This window comes from Aequorivita sp. H23M31, from assembly GCF_004022485.1.
In the GTDB taxonomy this organism is placed as follows: domain Bacteria; phylum Bacteroidota; class Bacteroidia; order Flavobacteriales; family Flavobacteriaceae; genus Aequorivita; species Aequorivita ciconiae.
Genome location: NZ_CP034951.1, coordinates 691,342 through 713,695 on the forward strand (window position 1 = coordinate 691,342; position 22,354 = coordinate 713,695).

17 protein-coding genes are annotated in these 22,354 nt (G+C 37.9%); 11 read left to right on the forward strand and 6 right to left on the reverse strand.

Annotated elements, in window-relative coordinates; translation table 11 throughout:
* The first annotated feature begins 96 nt into the window (after window positions 1-96).
* The gene (locus EI546_RS03095; protein WP_128249172.1) at window positions 97-2,574 is read left to right on the forward strand and encodes a DUF5686 and carboxypeptidase regulatory-like domain-containing protein; all 2,478 of its coding nucleotides are present in this window, start codon (window positions 97-99) and stop codon (window positions 2,572-2,574) included.
* A 340-nt stretch (window positions 2,575-2,914) separates the two neighbouring features.
* Here EI546_RS03095 and lepB read toward each other — a convergent pair whose 3' ends face one another.
* The 6 genes from lepB to EI546_RS03125 all read right to left on the reverse strand — a co-directional run bounded on the left by lepB (window position 2,915) and on the right by EI546_RS03125 (window position 8,705).
* Window positions 2,915-4,480, reverse strand: a complete 1,566-nt coding sequence (lepB, locus tag EI546_RS03100; RefSeq protein WP_128249173.1) for a signal peptidase I — start codon at window positions 4,478-4,480, stop codon at window positions 2,915-2,917.
* 150 nt (window positions 4,481-4,630) lie between these two features.
* Complete coding sequence (dapB, locus tag EI546_RS03105) at window positions 4,631-5,329, reverse strand: 4-hydroxy-tetrahydrodipicolinate reductase (protein WP_128249174.1); 699 nt, start codon at window positions 5,327-5,329, stop codon at window positions 4,631-4,633.
* A 103-nt stretch (window positions 5,330-5,432) separates the two neighbouring features.
* On the reverse strand, window positions 5,433-5,954 hold the full coding sequence (locus EI546_RS03110) for a DUF5683 domain-containing protein (protein ID WP_317127441.1): 522 nt from the start codon (window positions 5,952-5,954) through the stop codon (window positions 5,433-5,435).
* A gap of 67 nt (window positions 5,955-6,021) precedes the next feature.
* Complete coding sequence (locus EI546_RS03115; protein ID WP_128249176.1) at window positions 6,022-6,921, reverse strand: ParB/RepB/Spo0J family partition protein; 900 nt, start codon at window positions 6,919-6,921, stop codon at window positions 6,022-6,024.
* Window positions 6,921-7,691, reverse strand: coding sequence for a ParA family protein (locus EI546_RS03120; protein ID WP_128249177.1), 771 nt, complete (start codon window positions 7,689-7,691; stop codon window positions 6,921-6,923). Before EI546_RS03120 ends, EI546_RS03115 begins: the two co-directional genes overlap by 1 nt.
* Window positions 7,692-7,823: 132 nt before the next feature.
* The gene (locus tag EI546_RS03125) at window positions 7,824-8,705 is read right to left on the reverse strand and encodes an SDR family oxidoreductase (RefSeq protein ID WP_128249178.1); all 882 of its coding nucleotides are present in this window, start codon (window positions 8,703-8,705) and stop codon (window positions 7,824-7,826) included.
* A 428-nt stretch (window positions 8,706-9,133) separates the two neighbouring features.
* Here EI546_RS03125 and EI546_RS03130 point away from each other — a divergent pair, with 428 nt between their 5' ends.
* From EI546_RS03130 to EI546_RS03175, 10 genes are all read left to right on the forward strand, one after another.
* Window positions 9,134-10,582, forward strand: coding sequence for a glyceraldehyde-3-phosphate dehydrogenase (locus EI546_RS03130; protein WP_128249179.1), 1,449 nt, complete (start codon window positions 9,134-9,136; stop codon window positions 10,580-10,582).
* A gap of 263 nt (window positions 10,583-10,845) precedes the next feature.
* Window positions 10,846-11,109: a hypothetical protein gene (locus EI546_RS03135; RefSeq protein ID WP_128249180.1), complete on the forward strand. Its 264-nt coding sequence runs from the start codon at window positions 10,846-10,848 to the stop codon at window positions 11,107-11,109.
* A 147-nt stretch (window positions 11,110-11,256) separates the two neighbouring features.
* Complete coding sequence (locus EI546_RS03140) at window positions 11,257-12,675, forward strand: cadherin repeat domain-containing protein (RefSeq protein ID WP_128249181.1); 1,419 nt, start codon at window positions 11,257-11,259, stop codon at window positions 12,673-12,675.
* Between the two features lie 111 nt (window positions 12,676-12,786).
* On the forward strand, window positions 12,787-13,971 hold the full coding sequence (locus EI546_RS03145) for a DUF748 domain-containing protein (protein WP_128249182.1): 1,185 nt from the start codon (window positions 12,787-12,789) through the stop codon (window positions 13,969-13,971).
* 83 nt (window positions 13,972-14,054) lie between these two features.
* Window positions 14,055-14,729, forward strand: coding sequence for a tRNA (guanosine(37)-N1)-methyltransferase TrmD (trmD, locus tag EI546_RS03150; RefSeq protein WP_128249183.1), 675 nt, complete (start codon window positions 14,055-14,057; stop codon window positions 14,727-14,729).
* A 51-nt stretch (window positions 14,730-14,780) separates the two neighbouring features.
* Window positions 14,781-16,580 (forward strand): DUF885 domain-containing protein, encoded by a 1,800-nt coding sequence (locus tag EI546_RS03155; protein WP_128249184.1) that lies wholly within the window; start codon window positions 14,781-14,783, stop codon window positions 16,578-16,580.
* Window positions 16,581-16,677: 97 nt separating this feature from the next.
* Entirely contained in the window at window positions 16,678-16,935 is a 258-nt protein-coding gene (locus EI546_RS03160; RefSeq protein ID WP_128249185.1) for an autorepressor SdpR family transcription factor, read from the forward strand.
* A gap of 2 nt (window positions 16,936-16,937) precedes the next feature.
* The gene (locus EI546_RS16115) at window positions 16,938-18,650 is read left to right on the forward strand and encodes an alpha/beta fold hydrolase (protein ID WP_164905155.1); all 1,713 of its coding nucleotides are present in this window, start codon (window positions 16,938-16,940) and stop codon (window positions 18,648-18,650) included.
* A gap of 317 nt (window positions 18,651-18,967) precedes the next feature.
* On the forward strand, window positions 18,968-19,318 hold the full coding sequence (gene rplS, locus EI546_RS03170; RefSeq protein ID WP_128249186.1) for a 50S ribosomal protein L19: 351 nt from the start codon (window positions 18,968-18,970) through the stop codon (window positions 19,316-19,318).
* 698 nt (window positions 19,319-20,016) lie between these two features.
* A complete protein-coding gene (locus EI546_RS03175) occupies window positions 20,017-22,263 on the forward strand; it encodes an NADP-dependent isocitrate dehydrogenase (RefSeq protein ID WP_128249187.1) in 2,247 nt (748 codons plus the stop codon).
* Window positions 22,264-22,354 lie beyond the last annotated feature (91 nt).

The following is a 22,354-nucleotide window of genomic DNA, read 5'->3' on the forward strand; positions in this document are numbered from 1 at the left end:
TAAATGCATATTTTCTCCTAGCCAATACTATAGATAAAAAACCAATCCATTCTTGTATATTGCATTTGTAGAACCAGTGCTAAACTCCTTTATACAATGCAAAAACTTTTATTGATTATCCTATTTATTTCAGCAAACATCTCTGCCCAAGTGGTGGGAAAAGTAACTGATTTAAAGGGTGAACCACTTCCGTATGTCAATATTTATCTTCAAGATAGTTATAGAGGAACAACAACCAACGATGATGGTAATTATTCACTGAACATTTCGGAATATGGTGAATACCGAATAACTTTCCAATTTTTAGGGTATAAGTCCGTAACAGAAACAATTTCTCCTTCCTCCTTCCCTTATATTTTGAATGTTTCTCTTGTTGAGGAATCTACGAGCTTGGAAGAGGTTGTGCTGAATACCAAAGAAGATCCCGCTTACCGCATTATTAGGAACACTATTGCCCAACGAAAAGAAAATGTTGAAAAGTTAAGTGAATTTACCGCCGACTTTTATTCTCGTGGATTATGGCGAGTAAAAGATATTCCAAAAAAGATTTTCGGACAAGAGGTTGGTGATTTTGATGGCGCTCTGGATTCTACTCGTACAGGTATTGTATATCTTTCTGAAACTATTTCAGAAATAGCCTATCAAAAACCGGATAAATTCACCGAAAAAGTTATCGCCAGCAAAGTCAGCGGGAATGATAATGGATTTAGCTTTAACAGTGCCCAAAGCGCGGACCTTTCATTTTATGAGAACACCATGGAAATAAATGCCGCGCTTGTATCCCCCATTGCCAACAACGCATTGAGTTATTACACGTATAGGCTTGACGGAGTTTTTTATGAAGGTTCAAAACTTATAAACAAAATCAAGGTTATCCCCCGCAGGCCAAAGGATAGAGTTTGGAATGGGTTTATTTATATTGTCGAAGACGATTGGCAACTTTATGGAGTGGAGCTATCCACTACCGGTGAAGCGATTCAAGTTCCGTTTGTGGATAATTTGACCGTTAAACAAAATTATAAATACGATTCACAGAATAATTTTTGGGTGAAAATCTCACAGACCATCGATTTTGGTTTTGGGCTTTTGGGAATGAAAGGCGATGGCCAATTTATTGCTGTTTACTCCAATTACGATTTTAAGCCTGAGTTCACCAAAAAATATTTTACGAATGAAGTGCTTTCTTTTAAAGAAGGCGCAAACAAAAAAGATAGTCTTTTTTGGAAAGGAATCCGGCCTGTGCCTTTAACGAATGAGGAATTGAAGGATTATGTGAGAAGGGATAGCCTACAAGTATTACGACGTTCCAAACCATATATGGACTCGGTTGATGCCAAATCGAATAAGGTGGGGATTATGTCGCCCCTTACGGGTTATACCTATAGGAATTCCTTTCAGAAATGGTCGTTTGGTTATGATGGTGTGCTTACTAAAATCAATTTCAATACCGTTCAAGGTTGGAATGCCAACGCGGGATTGACCTATAGAAAATGGTATGATGAAAATCAAACCAATGTATTTGTGGCTTCCGTAAAAGCAGATTATGGTCTTGCTGAAGACAGGTTGCGTTTTGATGGTTATATACTTAGAAACTTTAATTGGAAGGACAAACTTCGCCTGTGGGTTATGGGCGGAAGCAGGGCGGTTCAATTTAATAGTAGCCAACCCATTTCTCCTTTCATCAATTCCATATCCACCTTATTTTTTGAAAGGAATTATATGAAATTGTATGAGTTGAATTATGGGCGTTTGGGTTACAGCCAAGAAATTTTCAACGGTCTTCATCTTACCGCTTCGTCGGGTTACGAAAATAGAAAACCATTATTCAACAATACGGATTACGTCACCATTCCCAATGATGATGTAAATTATACGAGCAACAACCCACTTGCACCAATTGACTTTGAGAACGCGGCAATTACCGAACACAATATGGTAAAGTCCAAACTGAGTGCGCGTATCAATTTTGCCCAGAAATATTATTCCAATCCAGATATGAAACTGAATATGGGTGACAATAAATATCCCACCTTAAATCTTTCAATTGAGAATGGAACTGCTCCCGATAATAGCCATTACGATTATACCCAATTCGAGGCTGGTTTAAGGCAGTCTCTTTTCTTAGGAAATAAGGGAGAATTAAACTATAATCTAAAAGGAGGAACCTTTGCAAACGGCGATGGAATCTCTTTTGTGGACTATAAACATTTCAACGGAAACCAAACAAGAGTGGGTACTGAATCGAATTATACGAACGTTTTCAATTTAATGCCTTACTATCAGTTCAGCACCAACAAGAGCTATTTTGAAGGACATTTGGAGCACGATTTTAAGGGTTGGGTTTTGGGAAAAATCCCAGGAATCAATCAACTTAATTTCAACTTGATCGTTGGTGCACATATTCTGGGAACTGAGGAACAAAAGCCTTATTCAGAATTTTCCGTAGGATTGGATAATGTGGGATTTGGCAATTTTAGATTTCTACGAATCGATTACGTACGTTCCTATTACAACGGCGAGAGTTTGGGTGCTTTTGTTTTTGGGCTGAAGTTTTTAAACATTATAGGAATGTAATCATACACTCTGAATTTCCTTTTCCAAATGATTACTACACTGTAGTAGAAGGTTTTTCAACACAGCGGTAAAAGTCCTAGGGTGATAAGTTGCCACGAGTGCACTAATTTTTTTAAACCATATTAATGTATTCGTACATTGGGGGTATAATCAACGGAATTTAATTTTATTTAATCACTAGCGTTCTACAAAGAAATTCAGGATTTTCCAATATCATTTAAGTTCAAGATTGGCTAAATAGCTTCACTAGAATAAGATTTTAATGAGGTGGACTGAAAACGTCTAATAAATTCTCCAGTGTAAATCTATCAGGCGCAAATAATTGTGTTTTTTCAGCTATTTACTTTCCAGCGACTTTTTTGCGTTTTCTGTAGAAATCAAATGCAAACCAGGCTATAACTAAAATAATAAAGTACATCAAATAAGAAACCGGTTTCCCATGCCCGCTAACGGTTGTAAAAATCCGCTCCCAACGTACCCTCTTGTTAATGCCATCCCAGCTCATCCAGATAAATACTGGTTTTCCTACAACGTGATTAAACGGTACAAACCCCCAAGTTCTGGCGTCCTCACTGTTGTTTCGGTTGTCTCCCATCATCCAATAATAATCCATTTTAAAGGTATATTCAGAGATTGGATTTCCGTTCAATAATATTTCTGTCCCATTTTGGGTGATTTTATTTTCAATTCCCAGCTCACTTCCTTCATATACTTCAATCACCCTTTTATACAACGGTAAAGTTTCGGGTGTAATGGCAACCGTAGCGCCTTTTTGAGGAATATATAGTGGACCGAAGAAATCATTATTCCAAGCATAGGCTTCGTTATTTGGAAAAACACTTCTATCCCATTGACCTTTGTTTCCTTTTAATGGAATCACTTCCAATACACTTGGATTGTTTCTGATTTTATCCAAAGATTCCTCCGAGATAGCTCTAAAATAATATACGCTGTTCTGCTGGTCGTATTCATAACCATCAGTAATATCATACCTATCCACAAGCAGCTGCGGATTGATTTGACCGTTAGTTCTAAGGGCATAACGAAATTGAAGTTTTGCTCGATCCGGCAATTGGTTTTTCTGTCCATTGATAAAAACATAACCGTCGCGAACTTCAAGAGAATCTCCTGGAAGTCCTACGCAACGTTTAACATAGTTGGATTTTTTATCAATTGGTTTGTAATAATATTTTCCATCACCATATTGCTGAAAAGCATTTACGGTATCTACGGGCCAGTTAAATACCACAATCTCATTACGCTCTATATCCTGAAATCCTGGAAACCTGAAATATGGAATCTGGGGCTTGGAAAGATATGATTTTGTGTGTACAATTGGAATGGTATCATGAACCATGGGAAAGGCAATAGGCGTCATAGGTGCACGCGCTCCGTAATGAAATTTGCTCACAAAAAGAAAATCCCCAACCAATAAGGTTTTTTCCAAGGAGGATGTCGGGATAGTAAAGGGCTGCATAAAATACGTATGCACAATGGTTGCAGCTACAACGGCAAAAAGAATGGAACTCACCCATTCTCCAGTAGCAGTACGAGGTTTCAAACTTCTATTTTCTATAAGAGAAACCTTTTGGGTGTAATTGATATAATAAATGTACAACCCTAAAGTAATGAGGACCAAAACTGTGTCCGTTGTTGAATTCCGTCCAAAACTGCGAATGGTTTCCACCCAAACCACTGGAAACATTATTAGATTTACGATAGGCACGAACAGAAGAATCGTCCACCACCATGGCCGATTGATGATTTTCATCAAAACCACGGCATTGTAAACTGGGACAGCAGCTTCCCAAGCTTTTTTTCCCGCAATTTGGTATAGTCTCCACGTTCCCGCAAAATGCACGACCTGAACTATTAAGAAAAATATAAACCAACCTATCCAACTCATCGTCTAAATGTTATTCGTTATTTTGTTATTCTCAAATTCATCACTTCAATCCTTTTACGGCCCTCTGGGTAACGTCGTAATTTCAACATTACATTTTATCTCGTAATTATTAAATCATAAAGCATCATTCGTAAATCGTAAATCATCCATTTACAATCCCAGAACGTCTTTCATTGTAAATATTCCCTTCTTTTCCTTCAGCCATTCTGCGGCCAAAATTGCACCCATTGCGAAACCTTCTCTTGAGTGAGCTTCGTGTTTAAGGGAAATAGTATCGATTTTTGAATCGTAGGAAACAATATGCGTTCCCTTGACATCTTTCTCTCTTTTAGCCGTGATTTTCAATTCACCCTCATCTTTACCGTCCAGCTTCCATTCTTTTTGATTGCTATGCCTTAAAATTTGTTCGGCGATAGTAATTGCTGTGCCACTTGGAGCATCTTTCTTTTCAACATGATGAATTTCCTCTATGGAAGCGGTATATTCTTTCCAAGAAGCAAATAACCCCGCCGCATATTCATTGATATTAAAAAACAGATTTACTCCGATACTGAAGTTTGACGCATAGATAAAGCTTCCGTTACGCTCTTTGCATAAATCCGTAATCTCATCAAAACTATCAAGCCATCCCGTAGTACCCGAGACTATTGGTATTCCTGCATTTATGGCCTTCGAAATATTTGCGACTGCCGCTTCGGGTGAAGAAAAGTCAATAGCTATATCTGCGTTCTCCAATTTTCCGTCAGAAGAATCCTTAGTATTTTTAAAGACAATGGAATGTCCTTTTTCCTCAGCCAATTTTTCAATTGTCCTTCCCATTTTGCCATAACCAAGGAGTGCTATTTTCATTTATCCATTTTTATAAACCTCTCTATTCTCTGTTCTTTGTGCTCTCTTAAGCTTCACTACCCACTGCTCTCTATCCAATTCTCTCCAGTCTCTCCTCTATCCACTACTTAAACCTATAAGTCAACGACAATCCATACTGCGGTTGTGCATTAAGCGGATTTAGTTCTAAATTTGGTTCTAGAGAAAGATCTTCTCTCACTTCATATTGTCGCAAATGAGCATCAACATTGGCATCTATAATATTCAGAATATAGAAGGCCGCGGTAACAATTATACTAACGCTTTTATTTTTTTGTGCCGATTTCTGGGCATTTATCAAACGATCATTGGAAATTATCGGTTCATTTCCATCTCCATAAAACTCATCATCCTTATATCCCGCCAGTCGCCTTTTATAAGCGTCACGAAACCTATTATAGTCCTCGTTCTGTTTTTTATAAAAATATACGCCCGATGCCATTCCGGCGTAAATAATAGGAATTTTCCAGTATTTCTTGTTATAAGCTTGTCCCAATCCAGGAAGTACTGTAGAATAAAAAGCAGCGCGGGATGGTGCTAAAGGATCGTATTCAATCTCTGAAAAAAGAGAATCATTTACAACAATAGCTTTTTTTTCCGTCTTCACTTTAAGGGAATCGGAAACCTGTGCAAACATGGGAGTTGCAAGGATTAAAAAAAAAATATATAGAAATTTATTTCTCACTTTGAATGAGCTTCAGAATACGATCGAAATCTGCTTGGTTCTTAAACGGAACAATTAATTGTCCTTTTCCAGATTTGGAAATTTTTATATCAACCGAGGTTTCAAAAAGATCTGTCAATTCTTTTTTTGCTCGTTTGGCAAAGGGTGGGGCAATTGTTTGTTTGGAAACTTTCTTTTGGTCTGGATTTTTAAAGACTCGAACCAAGGCCTCCGTTTCACGTACAGAAAGATTTTGACCCAGTATTTTCTCGTAAATATCCAATTGATCTCCTAAATCTTCCACATTAATAAGTGCGCGGCCGTGACCCATGCTTATAAAACCATCTCTCATTCCTGTTTGGATAATGGGATCAAGTTTTAGCAATCGCAAATAGTTGGCAATCGTGGATCGGTTCTTCCCTACTCTATCACTAAGTTCCTCTTGGGTAACATTTACCTCCTCAATCAATCTTTGGTAGGAAAGAGCAATCTCAATTGGATCCAAATCCTGTCTCTGGATATTCTCCACCAAAGCCATTTCCAGGGATTCCTGGTCATTTGCGATGCGGATATAAGCAGGAATAGTTGTTAATCCAACCAATTTTGAAGCGCGGAAACGGCGTTCCCCACTTACCAATTGGTATTTATCAAAATCAAGTTTACGTACAGTTATTGGCTGGATTACTCCCAACTCCTTAATAGAAGATGCAAGTTCCCGAAGTGATTCCTCGTTAAAACTGCTCCTTGGCTGAAAAGGGTTAACCTCGATGCTACCCAGATCTAATTCGACTATACTGCCCACAACTTTGTCGGCATTTTTGTCGTTAACAGATTTTATATCGTTGGAAGGATCTTTCAACAACGCCGAGAGACCTCGGCCAAGAGCTTGTTTTTTAGTCGCTTTCGCCATTAACTTTTTTCGTTTTTCTGAATTAGTTCTCGGGCCAAACTTAAATAATTCTCAGCTCCTTTACTAGCCGCATCATAACTGATTATGCTTTCACCATAGCTGGGCGCTTCACTTAAACGAACATTTCGCTGTATAATGGTATCAAAAACCATTTCGTCAAAATGCTTTTTAACCTCATCCACAACTTGGTTTGAAAGTCTAAGGCGTGAATCGTACATAGTCAATAACAGACCTTCGATATCCAGATCCTGGTTATGGATTCTCTGTACGCTTTTTATGGTGTTCAACAATTTCCCAAGACCTTCCAAAGCAAAATATTCACATTGAATGGGAATAATCACCGCGTCGGAAGCTGTTAGCGCATTTAGAGTTAAAAGTCCCAAGGATGGAGCGCAATCTATAATAATATAGTCATACTCCGCTTTTAAACCTTCCAATGCTTTTTTCAACATATATTCCCGGTTTTCTACATCTACCAGCTCTATTTCAATAGCTACAAGATCTATATGTGAAGGTATTAAATCCAAGTTAGGAGAATTGGTAGAAACAATTGCATCCTTGGCGCTTGCACTGTGTTCTAGCAACTGATATGTTCCAAGTTCCACAGACTCCACATCTATCCCCAATCCGGAAGTGGCATTGGCTTGTGGATCTGCATCAATAAGCAAAACTTTTTTCTCAAGAACGCCTAGTGACGCAGCTAAATTGACCGAGGTTGTGGTCTTGCCCACCCCTCCTTTTTGGTTTGCAATTGCAATAATCTTACCCATTAATTTCCTTGGAATTTTAGGGGTTAAAAGTACAATTAATTATGTGGATAGAAAATCATTTTTGTTAACACGGAGTTGTAAACACGGAGTAGAAGCATAAACAGTAAACTCCAAACAACAAACCATAAACTGTTATTTAGACTTTTTAGATCGGATCATGGCCTCCAGCATATCCCACATCTGTTCTGGAATTTCCTCTAAAAGGTTGAATTGTCCCGCGCCTTTTAACCATTCTCCCCCATCGATTACCACAACCTCTCCGTTTATATAAGCAGAGAAATCGGATATAAGATATGCCGCAAGATTGGCAAGTTCCTGATGATCCCCTACACGCTTGAGAGGCACTTTTTGGGCAAGATCAAATTTTTCCCTTAAGTCGCCGGGAAGCAATCTGTCCCAAGCACCTTTGGTTGGAAATGGTCCTGGAGCAATGGCATTAAAACGGATTCCATATTTTGCCCATTCCACGGCAAGTGATCTTGTTAAAGCAAGAACGCCTGCTTTTGCAGTTGCGCTGGGAACAACATATGCAGAGCCTGTAAATGCGTAAGTTGTAACAATATTCAAAACCGCCTTGTTCGTTTCTTTTTGGTCGATCCAACGTTTCCCAAAGGCAAGTGTACAGTTCTTTGTTCCTTTTAAAACGATGTCTATAATAGTATCAAAGGCATTGGCAGAAAGTCTTTCGGTAGGCGAAATAAAATTTCCTGCAGCATTGTTCAATAAAGCATCTACCGTTCCAAACGCTTTTAAAGAGGCTTGAACCATTGCTTCTACTTCATCATAATTTCTAACATCGCATTGTACTGGTAGCACTTTACCGCCAGTTTGTGCTTCCAGCTCTTCTTTTACCGCCTGCAATTTTTCCAGGTTTCGCGAAGTAATTACCACATTGGCACCCAATTCCAGAAAGTAAGTTGTCATCGCTTTGCCCAAACCACTGCCTCCACCAGTTACTACTATTGTTTTTCCCTTTAGCGCGTCATCGCGAAGCATTTTTGCTGAATAGTCCATATTGTAAATTTGATCTGTAAAAATACGAATATTAAGTATCTCTATTGTTCAAAAAGGAAATAGGGTTGTTCCGTAGTATTTTTGCCTTACTAAAATCTCCAAAGCTTCATCTGAAAAGAATATATTAAAAACTTTCCGGTTTTTTGAATCAATAACTTACCTCTCGAGTTTTAAAACTTGGGGATAGATTACATAAAAAATAACACACCGGTTTTGCTGGGGCTTGTATATGGAGTGTTATAAACAACAACGTCCCGGTCCAGGTTTTAACAGCGCATAAATGGTTGTGGCGCCGAACAGAATGAGCCTGTTTGTTTTAAAAAATAGAACTTCCATTTATTTTTCTCCGTACCAAGGAAAATGACTATTTTTGCACGCAAATTTAACACGCTCCCAGCCGAATGCAGGAAGCCTAAAAAATCACAATTATGAGTTTTGATGACGTTTATGAAAAAGAACTGTCCTTTCAAACCGATCGCCGAAAAGCAGCGGTAGAATTTATTAAAATCATTAGCGATCTTTGGTACGATAAGTCCATTGAATTGGTACTTTTCCGCAACCAGCTTATCGATTGCAATGTGAGTGAAATACTTAGTCTCCATGAATATGCTGGCGAGTTTGTGCAAAAACCTATCTCCATTTTTGATTCTGTAGAGATTGCCCAGGCTATTAAAACTTTGGATCTTCCACCTGCGAAACTGGATATCGGGAAGCTGACTTACGAATTCCATTTAGAGGACGATAAATACTCAAATGCAATGGCATTTGTTTCAGACAAATTAAAAAACGCCAAGGAATTTAAGGGTATCGTTCCTAAAGATGTAGTTCTTTACGGTTTCGGTAGAATTGGTAGATTATTAGCGCGTGAGCTTATGACCCGAACAGGTCAAGGAAACCAACTTCGTCTTCGTGCTATTGTGGTGCGTGGAAAAACAGATGAAACAGTACTGGAAAAAAGAGCTTCCTTGCTTCAGCATGATTCAGTTCACGGCGAATTTCTAGGAACTGTTTCTGCAGATGTAGAAAACAATGCACTTATTATCAACGGCACAACCGTTCATATAATTTCAGCGGACAACCCGGATGAAATTGATTATACAAAATACGGAATAGAAGATGCTTTGGTAATTGATAATACAGGCGCTTTCCGCGATGACGAAGCTTTGGGAAGACATATGAAAGCCAAAGGTGTTTCAAAGGTTTTACTTACCGCGCCTGGAAAAGGAGTTCCAAATATTGTATTTGGGGTTAACCATAAAGAGTATGATCCGAATACTGTTGATATTTTTTCTGCGGCCTCTTGTACAACCAATGCCATTACACCCATCCTAAAAGTTGTTGAAGATACTTGGGGAGTTGTTCGCGGACACTTGGAGACTATTCATGCTTATACCAACGACCAGAATTTGGTTGACAATATGCACAAAAAATACCGTCGAGGTAGAGCTGCTGCATTAAATATGGTAATAACCGAAACCGGTGCTGGTAGCGCCGTTGCTAAAGCGCTTCCAAGTCTGGCCGGAAAACTGACCTCCAATGCCATTCGAGTTCCAGTTCCAAACGGTTCGTTGGTGGTTCTAAACCTGGAGGTTTCAAAACCTGCTTCTGTTGAGGAAATAAATTCTACAATGAAAAAATATGCCTTGGAAGGCAATTTGGTAGAGCAAATTAGATATGGCATCAGCAATGAGCTAGTATCAAGCGATATCGTGGGAACTGCCCAACCAGCTATTTTTGACAGCAACGCAACTATCGCAACGGAAGATGGAAAGAATATGGTCCTGTATGTTTGGTATGATAACGAATATGGTTACAGCCATCAGGTAATGCGACTGGCAAAATATATTGCTCAGGTAAGAAGATTTACTTATTATTAGTAAATAAAGTAAATTACCGTAGAATTCGATTAATTGAACAAAAAACCCTAAACAGTATGTGAAGGGTTTTTTTTATTTAGATAATTAGAGCTTAATTATCCTAGGAAATTTTTGTTGGCGACTTTTTTGAAAATGGGATGCTAGATGGACTTTCAAATTGAGAGATTTAACAGCTAATGAAATTTTAAAAATATCCAAGAACCCTTTACTTACAAATCTCAATGTTTTTAAGCTATATAACTGCTCAAACTCATTAGGTCGAAATGATAAAACTTCCTGCTCTTACTACTCCTGAGAGCTTGAGGAATATTAAAGCTACTCGTTATTTATATGTACGCCACACTCAAGCATTGGACAATCTCAATGGACCATCCAATAAAATGGATATACGAAACAACATAGGCTATCCGATTTTTGTGCTTTACAGCAATTGTTCACAACTGTTCCACCTAATGAATACTCTATGGCTGGCAACGCTTATAATCCCAGTATTCAAGATATTGTTGATGATTGTAGACTATAGGTAAAGAAAAAAAAATCCAAGTGAAATCCCAGTTGAAAAGGATCGCGTAATTACTCCCACGAAATTCGATTTACATTTTCGAAAATCCAGTGTTTTTGGCAACGGGATTTTTTATTTACATTTGAAAAATCCAACATTTTTAATATAGATTATGCGAATTTCTTTCAACTATTGCCTCAGCCTCCTTTTATTAATTTCAGTTTTAACTTTAAATTCCTGTTCCAAGGATGACGAAACGGAAACTACTGTTACTACTTCAGATTTTTCTACCATTATGGATGAATATCCACCAAATGGGGAATTAATTGGAACGGTGGAAGGAAGAACAAATCGCGGTTCCGTTACTTTTTCCATACTCGAACAAACCCCGATGGGAGCATTTTCAATCGATGCTATTTCCGGAGAATTGAAAGTTGCTGATGAAACACTTTTCGTTTATGGCATAAATCCAATTATTACTGGGACGGTAAAAGTTGCAAACGGGGATATTTCCAAAAATGCTGCTGTTACTATAACTTTAAATGATTTGACCCATGAAAACATATATAATGGAGATGTTATTCTAAGAACCCAAGGAGAAGTAAATTCCTTTGGATCGGCTCAATATACGAGGATTACAGGGTATTTAACCATTGGTGACCCAGCGGATATTAGTGTTTCTGATATTTCTGATTTATCTCCTTTGGAAACTTTAAACAGAATCGATTTGGATTTAAATATAATGAACAACGCCAATCTGGTTACTACTACCGGTTTGGAAATCGCTGTTCTTGAGGGTTCTCTTTTGGTATTTAATAATCCTGAATTGAAAAAACTGGAAGGATTCAGTGGTTTAACCAGTTTAGGCGACTTGTTTTTTTCCACAAATGATAGCTTGGATGATCTTTCGAGTTTAAGTAATTTATCTGTAATTGAAAGTGACCTTATAATAGTCACCTGTGGTGCGATAACGAATCTTGATTGGCTTAACCACCTAACTTCCGTTGCCAATATGTCGATACGGAATTGTATGTCGTTGGCTCATATTGATGGGCTTAATAATTTAAGGAATCTAAACGGTGAGTACAATTTTTTCGAGATTTCAGATAATTCTTCATTGAAGAACTTAAATGGCCTAATTAATTTGAGAGCTGAATTGTATGAGCTGGAAGTAGGACATAATCCTTCTCTTGAAAGCATACAAGGGTTGGAGAACATAAACGTAACCCACATTCTTGCTATTGAAGATAATCAAGTTTTGGAAAACCTTAATGGATTGGAGTCCACCATTTCAATTGCAGAAAAACTTATTATTAACGATAATTACTCCTTAACCAATCTGCAAGGTTTGGGTGATTTAACTTCGGCTTACGAAATTCATTTATATCGAAATGGAGGTCTGTTGAACCTGGAAGGCCTGAACAACTTAGCAGATACTTGGAAAATGGATATTCAGGGTAATTCCCAGCTTTCTGATTATTGCAGTTTATTGAATTTGTTTAGTACGAATCCTCCTACTGTGTTTTTAACCGGATATAACGCTTACAATCCCACAAGACAGGATTTGATCGATGGCAATTGTAGTTTATAACGGACATCGCTTAAATTTCAATATTTCCTGTACCAATCTCTACTAAGAAGGCTAATTGATTTATGACTTTGTTAACCCTAGATTATCAAGGTTTCAATCAAATTTGTCCCAATGATAAATTGCATTATGTCTGAGGGAAAAAAACCTATAAATTATAGCAAAGCGAAGTGGTTTAAGAGAAAGCGCTATTACATTCCGGCAATAATCCTTCACCTTTTTATTGCCTTCAGACTTTTTTTACCATTTTGGATTGAGAATAAGGTTAATAAAACCCTAGCCGAACTTCCCGGATATCAGGGTCAAGTATCAGACATCGACGTATCTATTTTTAACGGAACATACTCTATTAAGGGTATGACCCTGAAAAAAGATTCTGCAAAAACAGAAATTCCGTATATCAAATTACCTCACATTTTAATTGCATTTGACTGGGAAGCACTTAAGGAAGGAAAGTTAGCCAGCAAAATTCAAATTCAGAATGCGGAACTAACCTATGTTCTTGAAGATTGGAAAGATATCGACAATAAAACGCAAACCAAAGATTGGAAAAACGTTTGGACAAAATTAGTGCCTTTAGACATCAACCAAATTGAAATTCATTCTGGAAAAGTGTTGTTTATACCATCATCATTGCATCCCGAAAAGTTTTTGGGTCTTCAGGATTTAACCTTGTCTGCTACCAACTTACAATCAGTTATAGAAAAAGAGCGTATCCTCCCCTCGCCTATCGAAGTCAACGGCATCTCAAATGGAAATGGCAAGTTTCATCTGGAAGGAAATATGAACCTTCAAAAAGAAATTCCGGAAATGGATCTGTCATTCTCTCTTGAAAACGCAGACATCGAGGCTTTGAATAGTTTTACAAGTACTTATGGAGGTTTTTATTTTGCAAAAGGAAAAATGGATATCATGGGGGAAGCTGATATAAGCAAGGCCAACTTTAAAGGATACATCAAACCCATAATTAATAATTCCGAAGTAATTAAAACTGAGGATGATTTTACCGAAAACCTTTGGCAAGGTTTTGTTCTTCTTTTTAGTGACATTTTAAAACATACTGGCTCCGAACCATTGACAACCAAGATCTCCGTAGAAACTGGGCTTGGTCATTCAGAAATGGGAACTTGGGCCACAATTATAGATTCCTTTAACCAAAGTTGGATCCAAGTCTTTAACGAGAAAATAATTGCGGAGAATACCGTTAAAAAAACTCCCCTTAGTAGGAAAGAACTACAAAAACAACTCCAGGAGCAGAAAGCCAAACGAAAAAAAGAACTCCGCCCAAAAAAGGGATGATTGGTGCTTAATCCGTATTTTTGAAAGCGTCGGATTTCATTTTGAGATTTATTGTATAATTAACCTTTTTCAAAGATTGGATAATGCGAATAGATATAATTACCGTTCTTCCCGAACTCCTTCAAAGCCCTTTTGAGGCGTCCATTTTAAAACGTGCCATTGAAAAAGGACTAGTGGAAGTGCACACTCATAACCTACGTGATTATTCCACAAATGCCTACAAGCAAATAGACGATTACCAATTTGGCGGAGGCGCTGGCATGGTTATGATGATTGAGCCTATTGATAAATGTATTAGCGATCTTAAAAGCCAAAGGGATTATGACGAGGTTATTTATATGACGCCCGATGGAAAAACCTTCAATCAAAAGACCGCCAATGAACTTTCCTTAAAGGAAAATATAATCATTCTTTGCGGCCATTACAAAGGTGTGGACCAACGGGTCCGCGATCATTTTATTACTCGTGAAATCTCTGTGGGTGATTTTGTTTTAAGCGGTGGCGAATTAGCAGCAGCTCTGGTCTGCGATGCTATAATTCGTTTAATTCCAGGAGTTTTGGGCGATGAAACCAGCGCCTTGACCGATTCCTTTCAGGACAATTTATTGGCACCTCCTATTTATACCCGTCCTGCGGAATACAAAGGATGGACCGTTCCAGAAATTTTGACCAGTGGCAATACTCCTAAAATTGAAGAATGGCGTGAAGATCAAGCTTATAAGCGTACGGAAGAAAGACGCCCCGATTTATTAGAATAAATTTCGTTCTATTTTATAACCATCCTCACAACAATCAAAACCAAATTTTACATGAAGAGTTTACACATTTTATTAATGTTTTGTGCCGTTACAATCTTTTCGGCTTGTAAAAATGAAAACAAAGAAAAAGAGAATCCCAAAACCAACATCGCAATGAACGCCGATTTCAACCGAACTTTGGAAAATTACTATGAAAAAGGATTGGAATTAAATCCAATCAACGCCACGTTTGCAGGCGACGCCCGCTATAATAATCGGTTTCCAAATTTCCTGTCCGATGAATATATCGCGGAGCAGAAAAGTTTTTATAAAAATTTTAGAGAAGAAGCGTTAAAATATGAGGATTCCACTTTAAGTGGGACAGAAAAGATGAGCAGAGAGGTTTTGATTTGGGAATGTAATATCAATTTGGAGGCTCTTGAATTTAAAAACCATTTATATTTTCCTATCGACCAAATGTGGTCAATAAACCTGTTAATGGGCCAATTGGCAAGTGGCAAAAGCGCACAACCCTTTAAAACCTTTGAGGATTATAGAAATTGGCTAGAGCGTTTGGACGGTTTTGTGGTATGGCTTAAAAGTGCCGAAAAAAGAATGAAAGAAGGAATGGCCGAAGGTTATGTATTGCCAAAATCATTGATTGTAAAAATTGTGCCCCAACTAAAGCCAATGACAGAAACTGATCTGGATAGGAATTTATTCTTCTCTCCGATTAAGAATCTTCCGGATAATTTATCGGAAGAAGACAAGCAAAAGATCACACAGGAATATTCTGAAATGGTTTCAGAAAAAATAATTCCTACGTATGAAAGTTTATACACATTTATGTCGGGGGATTATATGAAGGCGGGAAGAACCACGTCAGGTATTGAGGACACCCCACAAGGTGATGATTATTATAAACACCAAATAAAGCTCTACACAACTACAGAGATGACCCCAGATGAAATTCATAAACTGGGTTTGAGTGAGGTGGCCCGAATTTCATCAGAAATGGAAAAAGTCAAGAATCAAATTGGTTTTAAAGGGGATTTAAAGGAATTTTTCGAATTTGTACGCACAAATAAAGAATTGATGCCCTATAATGAACCGCAGCAGATCCTGGACCATTTTGCTCAAATTCATGAAACAATGAAACCCCAATTGAAAGTTCTTTTCGACCATATGCCCAAAACCCCGTTTGAGGTAAGACAAACAGAGAAATTCCGTGAAAAATCCGCTAGCGCCGAATATAATCCTGGAAGTTTGGATGGCACAAGACCGGGGATATTTTATGTTCCGATCCCAGATGCTAACGAATACAATAATTATAGTGACGAATCCCTGTTTTTACATGAAGCAATTCCGGGGCATCATTATCAAATCTCCCTAACACAGGAAAATGATGAGCTCCCAATGTTCCGCAAAACTTTATTTTACAGCGGTTATGGAGAAGGTTGGGCACTTTATTGCGAATCTCTCGGAAAAGAACTCGGACTCTACACAGATCCCTATCAATACTTCGGAATGTTGGGTGCGGAAATGCACCGTGCCGTCCGGCTTGTTGTGGATACAGGAATCCACTCTAAGGGATGGACTCGAGAGGATGCTATTCAATATTGTTTGGAAAACGAATCAGAGCCAGAAGCAGGAATCATTTCTGAAATAGAACGATATATGGCCAACCCAGGTCAAGCTTTGTCGTATAAAATAGGTCAGTTAAAAATCTTGGAACTCCGCCATAAAGCCGAAAAGGTGCTTGGCGACAAATTTAAAATAGCGGAATTCCACAATCAAATTTTGGAAACTGGCTGCATTCCTCTGCAATTACTAGAAAAAAAAATCGACTCTTGGATCGCTTCGCAAAAATAATTATCGCTTAATAAATAACCTCGTCAGCAACTTTTAAATAAAAAAAGTTGCTGATCCAATTTATATTTAGATATTTGTCTAAATACCTAAACAAGCGATGAAAGATATTTTCAAAGCATTAAATGATGAAACTCGTCGGGAGATTTTGGAACTATTGAAAAAAAGGGATATGACCGCCGGTGAAATTGCGGACAACTTTATTATTTCAAAGCCCAGCATTTCCCACCATTTGGATATTTTGCAGCGTGCAGATCTAATTGTAGGAGAAAAAAATGGACAATTCATAAATTATTCAATCAACACCACCATTTTAGACGAAGTTTTTTCTTGGCTACTAACCCTCAAAAAACAATAATTATGAATTTCAATCTTAAAAAAGAACTGCCCCTACTCCTACTTTCAGTTTTGCCCATTTCTTTTATGGGTTACATTTGGAAAGCTCTACCCAACGAAGTTCCGCTACATTGGAATCTTCAAGGAGAAATAGACCGATATGGTAGCAAAGGGGAATTATTTATAATTGGCCTGTTGCCCATTTTTTTATATGCTCTCTTTTTATTTATTCCTTTAATAGATCCCAAAAAACGGATGGAGGCGATGGGGAATAAGTTCTATGCTATTAGATTGATCACGGGACTGTTCATTGCGGTGCTTTTCACTTTTATTCTTTATTCAGTCAAAGAGCAATCTTTAGGAAATCCAAACTATTTATTTATGATTATAGGCGCTTTTTTCGTCTTGCTCGGTAATTACTTCCGGACTATAAAACCAAATTATTTTGTGGGAATCCGTACACCTTGGACCTTGGAAAATGAAGATGTATGGAAGAGTACACATAGACTCGCAGGCAAATTATGGGTCGGTGGCGGTCTGGTGATAATCATCTCTTGTTTTATTTTTGACCAAGAAACAGCTCTTACCATTTTCTATATTTTTACGGGAATTATCGTTTTGGTTCCCGTAGTATATTCCTATATAAAATTCAAGAAATCGGTTGCTCTAATTATTTTGATAACGCTGTCCACTGGAATTTACTCCCAAAATAACCGTCCACAAACCCCAGAACCGCCATTTAATTATAAAGTAGAAAATGTTTCCTTTTTCAATATAAAGGACAGCGTAACTTTAGCGGGAACCTTTACATATCCTGAATCTGGGAGTAATTTTCCCGCCGTAATCCTAATTACCGGAAGTGGCCCCCAAGATAGAAATGAAGAAATTTTTAATCACAAACCATTTTGGGTCATTGCTGATTATCTATCGAATAAAGGAATTGCCGTTCTTCGTTATGACGATAGAGGAGTTGGCGGATCAACAGGGGATTTCGCAACCAGCACCACCTTTGATTTTGGTCAGGACGTTGTCGCGGCAATAGATTATCTAAAAACAAGAAAGGAAATTAACCTCGAAAAAATCGGATTGATCGGCCATAGCGAAGGTGGGATCATTGCTCCTATTATAGCTGCTAAAAATAGCGACGTGGCATTTGTAGTTTCTCTAGCCGGAGTAATGATTCCCATGGGTGATTTGTTAATACTTCAAAAAGAGATGCAGTTACGGACAATGGGATCTTCCGAAGAATATATAGTCAAGGAAATTGATTTTGACACGGGAATAATGGCTACCATCCAAAAGTCTACAGCAGGTTCCCTAAAGGAAGATTTAGAAAAATACACAATCCAATATTTTCTTGATAATCCAAAATTCGTTTCTGAGCACGGATTATCTGAGGCTTACTACAAACAATTAATTGTAAATTCTTATTCGAGCCCTTGGTTAAGTAGCCTTATTAGGTATAATCCTACAGCTGCTCTTGAAAACTTGGACGTTCCCCTACTGGCATTAAATGGAGAAAAGGATTTACAGGTGCCAGCCAAGGAAAATTTTGAAGCTTTAAGAGATATTGCCCAGAAATTTCCATCCAAAAGATTCACCTTAAATTCCTATCCAAACCTAAACCATCTTTTCCAGGAGTGCGAAAAAGGAACCGTTCAAGAATATGGCCAAATAGAACAAACCTTTTCCCCCGCGGTACTACATGATATTTCAGAATGGATCAATAAAATTTAGTCTTGTTTTGTGGTTCTTCTACTCATTTTATAGATTTACCGGATAATGCTTTCTAGCTTAAGTTCCCGATTTCAGGTATCTCGCTGCAGGTTTCAAGTTTCCTGTTCTCTCTTCTCTGTTCTTGCTCTTGGTTCTTGTCTCTTGGCTCCTGATTATTGTAGTCTGGTTCCTTTAAAATCTATAGAATATTTCCCATACAACAATTCAAACTTTTTCTTGTTCAATAACATAAATTACTTACTTTTGCACCCACTTAATCCAACCTCTGGCGAAAACCGTGAATGTTGTTTTAATTTAAACCTTATCAACTCAATAAAATGGAAGAGTTAGTAAAATTTGTTGAAAACGAATTTGTCACCAAAAAAGATTTCCCTGAATTTGGTGCAGGAGACACAATTACCGTGTATTATGAAATCCGCGAAGGCGAAAAAACCCGTACACAGTTTTTCCGTGGCGTGGTCATCCAAGTAAAAGGAACTGGGCTTACCAAAACCTTTACAATAAGAAAAATGAGCGGTACTATTGGAGTGGAACGTATTTTTCCACTTAATATGCCAGCGCTTCAAAAAGTTGAAGTTAATAAAAGAGGTAGCGTTCGTAGAGCACGTATTTATTACTTTAGAGGTCTTACTGGAAGAAAAGCCAGAATCAAAGAAAAGCGTAACTAGTTTATGCTTTGTTGAAAACTCTGAAAAGCCCTGTAATCGCAGGGCTTTTTTTATTAACAATTGTTGATAAGCTATGTTGGCAAACCGTTGATTTTTACTTGGCTAGAAACCCTTGCGCATTTGAAAATCCGTCTTATATTAGCAGTATCAAAACGGTTGAAAAACCAATTTGATTAAAAAAAGGGACGTTCTTTTACATTATTTTTTTAAATTGTCTATGATACTAACGCTCGAATGATTGTTAGCTTCCAGATTTAAAAAGATAAAAAGAAATCACTTTTCAAACTTTTTTAATCGTTTGAGATAAAAGATCTTCTGATCTATTTTATCGAGATTAAAAAGTTTTGGGTAAGTTTTAAACGAAGCATAAACTTCATTGTTGATGCCGAATTTAAAAACGAAACCCGTGTAAGTGAAATCACAACCGCAAGAAAATTAATCTACTTGCCTTGATCCCGATTCTTTCGAGATGGTTGGTAACGATTTACACTACAAGGAGCCATATCACAATGTATCTAATACAGTGATATGGCTTTTCTTGTTTTTGGACTTTTGTTTTCATCAAAGCTTAACCCCTCCGCAATCCCCCTATTTAAGGACTAGCTTCTCTTTTAAATACCCTTTCAAATCATTATCTTTGCAGTCCTTTAAAACTACATTAATACAAACTGAATATCTTACCTAAAAAAATAGATTTTATGGCAAATTCTTCAAAAATTATATACACCAAAACAGACGAATCTCCTGCTTTGGCCACTCATTCATTTTTACCAATTATAAAAGCTTTTACCGCTCCAGCCAATGTTAAGGTCGAAAGCCGTGACATTTCTTTGTCAGCAAGAATATTGGCGTTGTTTCCAGAATATCTTTCCGAAGACCAACGCGTAAGCGATGATTTAGCCGAACTCGGGCAACTTGCCAAAACTCCAGAGGCCAACATCATAAAATTGCCGAATATCAGTGCGTCCCTTCCACAGTTGAACTCCGCTATTGCCGAGCTTCAAAAAAAGGGTTATAAGCTCCCAGATTATCCGGTCGATCCTGAAAATGATGAGGAGAAAGAGATTCAATTAAGATATGACAAAATAAAAGGAAGTGCCGTAAACCCGGTTCTTCGTGAGGGAAACAGCGATAGACGCGCTCCAAAGGCTGTAAAAAATTACGCTAAAAAACATCCGCATAGAATGGGCGAATGGAAATCTGATAGCAAATCACACGTTTCCACAATGGATCACGGAGACTTCTTTCACAATGAAAAATCCCTTACAATGGATTCCGATGATACCTTAAGCATTGTTCTGGTTGAAAATAGCGGAAATAAAATAGTTTTAAAGGAAGGATTAAAAGTTTTAAAGGGCGAAATCATTGATGCCACCGTGTTGAGCAAAAAAGCTTTGGTTTCATTTTTAGAGGAGCAAGTTAAGGATGCAAAGGATAAAAAAGTTTTGTTCTCCATACACCTAAAAGCCACTATGATGAAGGTGAGTGATCCAATTATTTTTGGATACGCAGTAAAGGTTTATTTTGCCGACCTATTTGAAAAATACGCCGATACTTTTAAAGAATTAGGAATAAATGCCAACAATGGTTTGGCCGTATTAGAAAAGAAATTAACTGAACTATCAGATGATAAAAGAAATGCAATCCTTTCGGATATTGCAAAGATAATGGATGAGAATCCAGACTTGGCAATGGTCGATAGTGATAAAGGTATTACCAACCTTCACGTTCCAAGCGACGTGATCGTAGATGCATCAATGCCAGCGATGATTCGGAATTCGGGACAGATGTGGGGAGCTGATGGCAAATCCCACGACACAAAAGCAGTAATTCCAGATAGTAGTTACGCCGGAGTTTATGAAAAAACTATCGAGTTCTGTAAGAAACACGGTGCTTTTGATCCCGCAACAATGGGAACTACGCCCAACGTTGGACTTATGGCCCAAAAAGCAGAGGAATACGGCAGTCACGATAAAACATTTGAAATTCCTGCAGATGGCAAAGTTGAAGTTTTAAATGCCTCTGGAAAAACGATTATAGAGCACAAGGTTGAAAAGGGCGATATATGGAGAATGTGCCAGGCAAAAGATCTGCCCATCCAAGATTGGATAAAACTCGCTGTAGAACGTGCCCGTGCAACTGGAGATCCTGCGGTTTTTTGGTTAGATAAAAACAGGGCCCACGATGCCGAACTCATAAAAAAAGTAAACAAATATCTTCCTGAGCACAATACAGAAGGTTTGGATATAAAAATCCTTTCTCCGGAAGATGCTACTGAATATACTTTGGAGCGTGTTAAAGCAGGAAAGGATACTATCTCGGTTACCGGAAACGTACTTAGGGATTATTTGACGGACCTCTTCCCTATCCTAGAATTGGGAACCAGTGCAAAAATGCTTTCCATCGTTCCGTTGATGGATGGTGGCGGAATGTTTGAAACCGGAGCGGGAGGTTCCGCCCCAAAACATATGGAGCAGTTCATGGAAGAGAACCACTTGCGTTGGGATTCTTTGGGTGAGTTCTTGGCACTTGGAGTTTCATTAGAACATTTAGGAACTAAGTATAACAATCCAAAAGCTCTTGTATTGGCTGATGCGCTGGATAAAGCAACCGAGAAATATTTAGACAACAGCAAATCTCCATCAAGAAACGCAAAAGAAATCGACAACCGTGGAAGCCATTTCTACCTCGCAATGTATTGGGCAGAAGCTTTAGCAAATCAGGATAAAGATCAAGAATTGAAAAAGACCTTCACTCCCATTGCAAAAGAATTGAGAGAAAAAGAAGATCAAATCAATAAAGAGCTTATAGATGCCCAAGGCCATTCTGTGGATATTGGAGGTTATTATGCACCTACCGAAAAATTGGTTTATGAAATAATGCGTCCGAGCAAAACCCTAAATAAGATTCTTACGGAACTTAATCCAGCAGTAGCATTAAAATAGATTATAAAATTCCCATTTAAATAAAGCCTTCAGTTCTTTAACTGGAGGTTTTTTGTTTTAAGGATTTCCCACCAAAATGGTGTTAACTAAT

Bases quoted from the DNA above. Each gene is read 5' to 3' on its own strand.
- EI546_RS03160 (WP_128249185.1), top strand. From the start codon at position 16,678: ATGAAAGATATTTTCAAAGCATTAAATGATGAAACTCGTCGGGAGATT.
- EI546_RS03125 (WP_128249178.1), bottom strand. From the start codon at position 8,705: ATGGACTATTCAGCAAAAATGCTTCGCGATGACGCGCTAAAGGGAAAA.
- EI546_RS03135 (WP_128249180.1), top strand. From the start codon at position 10,846: ATGATAAAACTTCCTGCTCTTACTACTCCTGAGAGCTTGAGGAATATT.
- EI546_RS03120 (WP_128249177.1), bottom strand. From the start codon at position 7,691: ATGGGTAAGATTATTGCAATTGCAAACCAAAAAGGAGGGGTGGGCAAG.
- trmD (WP_128249183.1), top strand. From the start codon at position 14,055: ATGCGAATAGATATAATTACCGTTCTTCCCGAACTCCTTCAAAGCCCT.
- EI546_RS03145 (WP_128249182.1), top strand. From the start codon at position 12,787: ATGATAAATTGCATTATGTCTGAGGGAAAAAAACCTATAAATTATAGC.
- EI546_RS16115 (WP_164905155.1), top strand. From the start codon at position 16,938: ATGAATTTCAATCTTAAAAAAGAACTGCCCCTACTCCTACTTTCAGTT.
- EI546_RS03115 (WP_128249176.1), bottom strand. From the start codon at position 6,921: ATGGCGAAAGCGACTAAAAAACAAGCTCTTGGCCGAGGTCTCTCGGCG.
- EI546_RS03130 (WP_128249179.1), top strand. From the start codon at position 9,134: ATGAGTTTTGATGACGTTTATGAAAAAGAACTGTCCTTTCAAACCGAT.
- EI546_RS03155 (WP_128249184.1), top strand. From the start codon at position 14,781: ATGAAGAGTTTACACATTTTATTAATGTTTTGTGCCGTTACAATCTTT.
- EI546_RS03095 (WP_128249172.1), top strand. From the start codon at position 97: ATGCAAAAACTTTTATTGATTATCCTATTTATTTCAGCAAACATCTCT.
- dapB (WP_128249174.1), bottom strand. From the start codon at position 5,329: ATGAAAATAGCACTCCTTGGTTATGGCAAAATGGGAAGGACAATTGAA.
- EI546_RS03175 (WP_128249187.1), top strand. From the start codon at position 20,017: ATGGCAAATTCTTCAAAAATTATATACACCAAAACAGACGAATCTCCT.
- EI546_RS03140 (WP_128249181.1), top strand. From the start codon at position 11,257: ATGCGAATTTCTTTCAACTATTGCCTCAGCCTCCTTTTATTAATTTCA.
- rplS (WP_128249186.1), top strand. From the start codon at position 18,968: ATGGAAGAGTTAGTAAAATTTGTTGAAAACGAATTTGTCACCAAAAAA.
- lepB (WP_128249173.1), bottom strand. From the start codon at position 4,480: ATGAGTTGGATAGGTTGGTTTATATTTTTCTTAATAGTTCAGGTCGTG.